The organism is Streptomyces corynorhini, from assembly GCF_003346515.1.
In the GTDB taxonomy this organism is placed as follows: Bacteria; Actinomycetota; Actinomycetes; order Streptomycetales; family Streptomycetaceae; genus Streptomyces; species Streptomyces corynorhini.
This window is the reverse complement of the sequence record NZ_QQNA01000417.1, coordinates 1-7,500: the sequence shown is the minus strand read 5'-3', so window position 1 is coordinate 7,500 and position 7,500 is coordinate 1. Positions and strand designations below refer to the sequence as shown.

The following is a 7,500-nucleotide window of genomic DNA, read 5'->3' as shown; positions in this document are numbered from 1 at the left end:
GAGCGGGAACGGGAGCGGGAGCGGCTCAGTGGCCGTCGTCGGTGTCGCGACCGGACGCCATCGGCCCGTCGCCGTTCCCGAGCGTCGCCACCAGGCCGTCGGCGAGCGCGCCGCGCCAGCAGACGTAGTCGTGGCCGCCGTTGAACTCGGTGTGGGTGACGTCGTGGCCGCGTGAGCGCAGCACCTCGCACAGGGCACGGTGCTGGCCGACCATCGGGCCCTCGTGGAGGCCGACATCGAGCCGTACTCGCAGAGGCGGTCGCCGGGTCTCCGCGTACAGCCCGGCGATCCACGGTGTGCCGGACATCGACTGTTCGGGGATGCCCGGGGCGAGCCCGGGGCGCCACCACAGCGATGCCGAGTGCGCGAGGACGTTGCCGAACCGGTCCGGGCGGCGCAGCCCGGCGTACAGGGCGCTGACGCCGCCCAGGCTCTGTCCCGCGAGCACGGTGCGCGCCGGGTCGGCGGTGAGCGGCAGGCGCTCGGACGCCCACGGCAACACCTCGTCGGCCAGGAACGCCACGTACTCGTCCCGTCCGCCCAACTCCCCCCAGCGCGTGGGGTTGTCCACCGCGTCCGGGGCCAGTACGGCGAACGGTGGCACCCGCCCGTCCGCGATCAGGGCGTCCAGGGTCTCCTGGAGCCGCAGTCCGCCGAACCACATGTCCCCGTCGCACAGCGCGAGCACCGGCAGGTCGGCATGGTCCCGGCCGGGCGGCAGATAGCCCCAGACGTCGCGCTCGCACCCCAGGGCCGCGCTGGGGATCCGGTGGCGTTCGACGGTGCCGCGCGCGATCCCCGCGCGGCGGCCGTGCCACGGCTGCGCGGGGGCCTCCGGCAGTGCGAAGACGCTGCTGCGGGCGGGTTTCCAACGGGCGGGTACGGAGTCCGTGTTGAGCGGGTCGGCCGCCGCGTGCGCCGACAGGGCGCGCAGCCGTCGCTGAACACCGCCGGGATCCGAGGGCAGTTCGCCCGGGGAGATGTCCGCCGCGATCTGGTAGGAGGCGCGGTGGTCGCCGCGCAGCCGGTAGCTCAGATGCCAGACGTCGGTGCCGGTGAGGTGGGTGAACAGCGAGCCCGCGAGGTGTTCCCGGTCGCCGATGCGGTTGGCGACCAGGAGCACCTGCCGGGTGGCCCGGTGGCCGCGCCACAGGAAGGTGACGGCCCGGTGGCCAGGGGCGTCCTGCAGCGCCTCGACGAGCGGGGTGCCACCTCGGCGTACCGCCGCCCAGAACTCCTCGACCAGCGCGCTGTGTTCGCCCGCCGGGGCGGCGGCCAGCCGGGCGGCCAGCCGCTCGATCGCGGGAGAGGCGATCACCGTGGGACGGGCTCCGGCCCGGTCGCCGCCCCCGGCTTCGGTGACGCCGACCGTACAGGTTCCCGCGCTCTTTCCCGTTCCCGAGCCCTTGCCTGTTCCTGTTCCCGAGCCCGTTCCCGGGCCCGTTCCCGCGCCTGTTACCGGTCCTGTTCCCGGGCCCGTTCCCGCGTCCGGTTGCGCGTCTGTCGCCACGCTCACCACCGCGCCGCTCTCCGTGCCCGTCACCGCGACGCGCCGTAGGCGTGGGCGCGGGCGCGGGCCAGCTCGACGAGCCGTCCGACGGTCTCGGCCGGGCTCGGCATGGCCGCCATCTCGTACGCGACCTCCCGGGCGTTGTGCCGCAACGCGTCGTCGGTGAGCAGCCGGTCGATGAGTTCCGCCGTGAGATCCCCCGGCTCCTCCGGTACGAGACCGCAGCCGCGCCCGGCGACGGCCGCCGCGTTGGCCGGGCGGTCCGCGCCCTTGCCCAGCACGATCTGCGGCAGGCCCGCGTCCAGCGCGGTGAGGGTGGTTCCCGATCCGCCGTGGTGCACGACGGCGTCGCTGGCCGAGAGCAGCGCGCCGAGCGGAATCCAGTCCACCGGGCGTATGTTGCCGGGCAGCTCGCCCAGTTCGGACAGGTCGGCGCCGCCGAGCGCGAGCACGAACTCGGCGTCGGTCTGCCGGGCCGCCTCCACCACACCGCGCAGCGGCGATATGCCGTCGACCACGGGCTGAACGGTGCCGAGCGTGACCGCCACCCGGGGGCGGCTGCGCGGCCCGAACAGCCAGGAGGGCAGCTCAGCACCGCCGTTGTAGGGCACGTAGCGCATGAACCAGCGTCGGGGTTCGTCGGTGGTGCTCATGCTGGGCGGGCCCACGTCGAGCCAGGCGGCGAGCGGGTCGGGCCCGGTCAGGCCGTGGCGTTCGTACGCGTCCGCCATGGCGTTGTTCACCATGCCGACGTGCGCGGAGGTGTGCCCGAATCCCACGGCGTGCAGGACGGAGGGGATCCCCAGCCGGGCGGCCACCAGCTGGCCCACCACGCCGATCGGCGGATGCACCACCAGATCCGGGCGCCAGTCCGTGGCGATCTCGGTCATCCGGTCGGCCATCTCGTCGCCGAAGAAGGAGAATCCCTTCCCCTTCGGGGCGGCGCCGGCCTCGCCGGGCGCCGGCGGCCTGCGCCCCCGGCGGTCCTTCTCCAGCTGCGCGTAGAGCGCGTCCGGGTCGATGCCCGGCGCGCAGTCGACGGTCAGCAGCCCGGCCCGGGACAGATGGCCGAGCGCCGCGCCGCAGGTCGCGACGAGCACATCGTGCCCCGCCGAGCGCAACGCCTGCGCGAGCGGCACCAGCGGGTAGTGCAGCCCGAAGAAGGGCGGACCCGCGATCAGGACACGCATCGTTTCCCCGCTTTCCCAGGGGGGTCTTCCCCCGGATGAAGGTCGTCATCGGCCGCACGGAGCCCCGCGTGGCTGCCTGCCGGGGACCCGTGACGGGAGGTAGTTAGGTTAGCCTAAGCTAACATCATGCTTAACGGATCTCGCCCACCGCTCGGGGGGCCGCGTAGGCTCATGGCGGCCTGCCGCACCCATCCGGGCCTGTTGACCGCCGTACTCCTCAGCTCCGTTTTCGGTACGGGCCTCGAAGCCTTCGGGCCGATGCTGGCCGGCCTCGCCGTGAACGACGCCGTGGCCGGCCACACCCACCGGGTCGGTGTGCTGGCCGCCATCCTGTGCGTACTGGCCGTGGTGCAGTTCGGCGCCGAGTTCACCCGCAGATTCACCGCGGGAAAACTCGCGCTCGCGGTGCAACACCGCCTCCGCACCGAGGTGTTCGGCTCCGTTCAGCGCTACGACGGCGTCAAGCAGGACGCGCTGCGCACCGGGCAGGTCGTCTCCCGGGCCAACAGCGACCTCCAGCAGATCCAGGTCATGCTGGGCATGCTGCCGATCCCGATCGGGGTCACCGCGCTGTTTGTCGTCTCCGTCGCCGCCATGCTGTGGCTGTCGGCGCCGCTGACCCTGGTCGCCCTCCTGGTGGTGCCCACGCTCGCCTTCACCGCCGCCCGCAGCCGCGCCCGCATGGTCCCGGCCACCCGGGACGCGCAGGCGCACGCCGCCGTACTCGCCGAGCACGTCGAGGAGACCGTCACCGGTGTCCGCGTCGTCAAGGGCTTCGGCCAAGAGGACCGGGAGACCGCGCGGTTCGGCGGCGCGGCACGGACCCTCTTCGGGCGCCGCGTCCGGCTCGCCCGCCTCCAGGCCACCGTCACCGCGATCATGTCGGCCCTGCCCGCCGCCGGGCAGGTCGGCATCCTCGCCCTCGGCGGCTGGCTGGCGCTGCGCGGCACCATCGACGCCGGAACCTTCCTCGCCTTCGCCGGCTACCTCACCCTCCTGGCCGGCCCCGCCAAACTCCTCGCCAACTTCACCGTCACCGCACAGCAGGCACGGGCCGCCGCCGAGCGGGTCTACGAACTGATCGACGCCACCCCCGACATCACCGACGCCCCGCACGCGAAGGACGTACCGGCCGGGCCCCTCGCCTTCGAACTGCGCGACGTCACCTTCGGCTACGCGCCCAGCGATCCCGTACTCACCGGGGTGAGCCTCACCGTCCTGCCCGGCGAGACCCTGGCCGTCGTCGGACCGCCCGGGTCCGGCAAATCGACGGTCTCACTGCTGCTCGGCCGCTTCTACGACCCACAGTCGGGGAGCGTACGGATCGGCGCGGCCGACGCCACCACGGACATCCGCGACATACGGCTGGCCTCCCTGCGCACCGCCGTCGGCAGCGTCTTCGAGGACCCCTTCCTCTTCTCCTGCTCGGTCCGCGACAACATCGCGCACGGCAGGCCCGAGGCCACCGACGCGCAGGTGCGCGCGGCCGCGCGCGCGGCGGACGCCGACGGGTTCATCAGCGCGCTGGCCGACGGCTACGACACCGAAGTAGGAGAACGGGGCGCCCAGTTGTCCGGCGGGCAGCGCCAGCGCATCGCCCTGGCCCGCGCCCTGCTGACCGACCCGCGCCTACTCGTCCTGGACGACGCGACCTCCGCCGTCGACCCGGCCACCGAGGCGGTCATCCAGACCGCGCTGCGCACGGCCTGCGCCGAGCGCACCACCATCCTGATCGCCCATCGCCGCTCCACCCTGGCCCTCGCCGACCGGATCGCCGTACTCGACGCGGGGCGGCTCGTCGACCTCGGCACCGAGGCCGAACTCACCGAACGCTGCGCCCTGTTCGGACAGCTGCTGGCGGGCCCGAGCGGGTCGCTCGACGAACGTGTCGACGTCAGGCCCGCCACGCGGGCCCTCGGCATCACTCCGGAACTGTGGCCGGAGCCGGTCGCCCCCGGCGACGGCGGACTCTTCGCCCGGCCGCCCCAGAACGCGAACCCGTCCCCGCACCTGGACCCGTCCCAGGACGCGAACCCGGACACGTCCCCGAACCCGCCCCAGGACGCGAACCCGCACCCGGACCCGCACCCGGACCCGGCCCAGGACGCGAACCCGGCCCAAGACCCGGACGAGCACCCCGACCTGGACGAGGCCGAACTGCGCACGCCCCGCCCCGGCGTCACCCTCGCCGGGCTGCTGCGCCCCGTACGCGGCCCCCTGCTGGTGGGACTGCTCCTGCTCGTCCTGGAGACCTCGGCCGGAGTCGCGCTGCCCCAGTTCGTCCGGCACGGGCTGGACGACGGGGTCGGCGCCGGAAGCGGCGGTGTGCTCGCGCTGTACGTCGCGCTCGCCGCCACCGGCGTCCTGGTGGCCTTCGCCGCGCTCGCCTCGCAGGGGCGCATCACCCGGCGTGCCGGTGAACGTGTGCTGTACGGACTGCGGGTGCGCTCCTTCGCCCATCTCCAGCGCCTGGGGCTCGACTTCTACGAGCGCGAGCGCGGCGGCCAGATCATGACCCGGGTCGTCAACGACATCGAGGCCCTCGCCTCGTTCCTCCAGTCCAACCTGCTCACCTCCGTCGCCTCCGTCGCCACCGTGGCCGGGGTCGTCTGCGCCATGATCGTCGTCCATCCGCCGCTGGCGCTCGCCGCCCTCGCGCTGCTGCCGCTGATCCTGGCCGCGACGCTCGTCTTCTGGCGGCTGTCCTCCGCCGCGTACGACGACGCGCGCAAGAGCATCGGCCAGGTCAACTCCTCGCTCCAGGAGAACGTCAGCGGCCTGCGCACCTCGCAGGCCCAGGCCCGCGAGGACGGCGCGGCGCGGGACTTCGGGCGGCTCTCCGACGCGTACCGCACCGCGCGGCTGCGCGCCCAGCGGTACGCCGCCATCTACTTCCCCTCCATCAACCTCACCGCCGAACTCTCGCGCGCGCTGGTCCTGTTGGTCGGCGCGCATCAGGTGGCCAGGGGCGACATCAGCTCCGGTGTGCTGGTCGCGTTCATGTTGTACCTCGGCATGTTCTTCGCCCCGATCCAGCAGCTCTCCCTCGCCTTCGACAGCTACCAGCAGGCGTCCGTGGGGCTGCGCCGGATCGTGGAGCTGCTGCGGCTGGAGCCCTCCGTGCCGCACGAGCCCGCCGACCCGGCCCCGCTGCCCCGACGGCTCTCCGGAGCGGTCGAGCTGACCGGGGTCGGCCACCGCTATCCGGGCGCCGACCGGCCCTCGCTGAGCGGCGCCGAGCTGGTGATCGAGCCGGGCAGGACCGTCGCGCTCGTCGGCGAGACCGGCGCGGGCAAGTCCACCGTCGTCAAGCTCCTGGGCCGCTTCTACGATCCGACCGAGGGCAGTGTCACCGTGGACGGCGTCGATCTGCGCCGCTGGCCCGCCTCCGCGTACCGCCGTCTCATCGGTTATGTGCCGCAGGAGGCGCACCTGTTCACCGGCGACATAGCGAGCAACATCCGCTACGGTCGGCCCGACGCCACGGACGCCGAGGTCGAGGCGGCGGCCCGTTCCGTCGGCGCCCTCGGTGTGATCGCCGCCCTGCCGCACGGCTTCCGGCAGCCGGTGGGGGAGCGCGGGCAGTCGCTCTCGGCGGGCCAGCGCCAGCTGATCGCCCTGGCCCGCGCCGAACTCGTCGACCCCGGAATCCTGCTGCTCGACGAGGCGACCGCGTCCCTCGATCCGGCGACCGAGCAGGCCGTGGTCCAGGCCCAGGAGCGGCTGGCGCGGCGCAGGACCACCGTCGTGGTGGCGCACCGGATGACCACCGCGTCCCGGGCCGACCTGATCGCCGTACTCGACCGGGGCCGGATCGTGGAGCAGGGCACCCACGCCGAACTCGTCGCGGCGCAGGGCGCGTACGCCCGGCTCTGGCGCCACGCGGGCGGGACGCATCCCGCGCCCGCTGGGCCCCGGGACGCCGACTCACCCGCCGACTCCCGACCCGCCGAGTCCCGGGCCGCCGACTCCCCGGCCACCTGACCCCGGCCACCTGACCCCGGCCACCGAAGCCCCGCACGCGGCGGCCGGGGCCGCCACCACGACCCTCACCACCTCCCTCCTCCTTCCCTCCCCCCCCCACACACGCAGGAGTGACCCGACCGTGAAGGCCCTCGTCCTCGCCGGAGGCACCGGCAGCCGCCTCCGGCCCCTCACCCACACCTCGGCCAAGCAACTGGTCCCCGTGGCCAACAAGCCCGTCCTCTTCTACGCGATCGAATCCCTGGTCGCGGCGGGCATCACCGACATCGGCATCGTCACCGGCGACACGGCCGCCGAGATCCGGGCCGCCGTCGGCGACGGCTCCGCCTTCGGCGCCCGCGTCAGCTACCTCCCGCAGGGCAGGCCGCTCGGGCTCGCGCACGCCGTACTCATCGCCCGCGAATGGCTCGGCGACGACGACTTCGTGATGTACCTCGGGGACAACTTTATCGTCGGAGGCATCGGCGAACTCGTCGACGCCTTCCGCGCCCTGCGGCCCGACGCCGGGATCCTGCTCACCAAGGTGGCCGACCCCAGCGCCTTCGGGGTGGCCGAACTCGACTCCTCCGGACGGGTGGTGAACCTGGAGGAGAAGCCCGCCGAGCCGCGCGGCGACCTCGCGCTCGTCGGCGTCTACCTCTTCTCGCCCGCCGTGCACGAGGCGGTACGCGCCATCAGCCCGTCCGCGCGCGGCGAGTTGGAGATCACCGACGCCATCCAATGGCTGGTCGACCACGGCCGCAGCGTACGGCCCACCGTGATCAGCGGTTACTGGAAGGACACCGGCAACGTCACCGACATGCTGGAGGTCAACCG

At 73.6% G+C, this 7,500-nt stretch carries 4 protein-coding genes; 2 read left to right on the top strand and 2 right to left on the bottom strand.

The features are described 5' to 3' along the window. Positions 1-25: 25 nt before the first annotated feature. Together fes and DVH02_RS33800 are read right to left on the bottom strand one after the other, a co-directional pair. The gene (gene fes, locus DVH02_RS33810; RefSeq protein WP_114627652.1) at positions 26-1,318 is read right to left on the bottom strand and encodes an enterochelin esterase; all 1,293 of its coding nucleotides are present in this window, start codon (positions 1,316-1,318) and stop codon (positions 26-28) included. Between the two features lie 221 nt (positions 1,319-1,539). Further along, positions 1,540-2,700, bottom strand: a complete 1,161-nt coding sequence (locus DVH02_RS33800) for a nucleotide disphospho-sugar-binding domain-containing protein (protein ID WP_114627651.1) — start codon at positions 2,698-2,700, stop codon at positions 1,540-1,542. Between the two features lie 171 nt (positions 2,701-2,871). On the opposite strand from DVH02_RS33800, the gene DVH02_RS33795 reads away from it, so the two are divergent. Then, positions 2,872-6,684 carry an ABC transporter ATP-binding protein gene (locus DVH02_RS33795; protein WP_267899096.1) on the top strand — a complete coding sequence of 1,271 codons (3,813 nt, stop codon included), beginning with the start codon at positions 2,872-2,874 and terminating at the stop codon, positions 6,682-6,684. A gap of 121 nt (positions 6,685-6,805) precedes the next feature. Next, on the top strand, positions 6,806-7,500 hold a 695-nt coding region (locus DVH02_RS33790; protein ID WP_114627649.1), incomplete at its 3' end, for a sugar phosphate nucleotidyltransferase.

What these genes read in the sequence shown, in the direction of transcription:
- DVH02_RS33795 (WP_267899096.1), top strand. Translation starts at nt 2,872, where the DNA reads ATGGCGGCCTGCCGCACCCATCCGGGCCTGTTGACCGCCGTACTCCTC.
- DVH02_RS33800 (WP_114627651.1), bottom strand. Translation starts at nt 2,700, where the DNA reads ATGCGTGTCCTGATCGCGGGTCCGCCCTTCTTCGGGCTGCACTACCCG.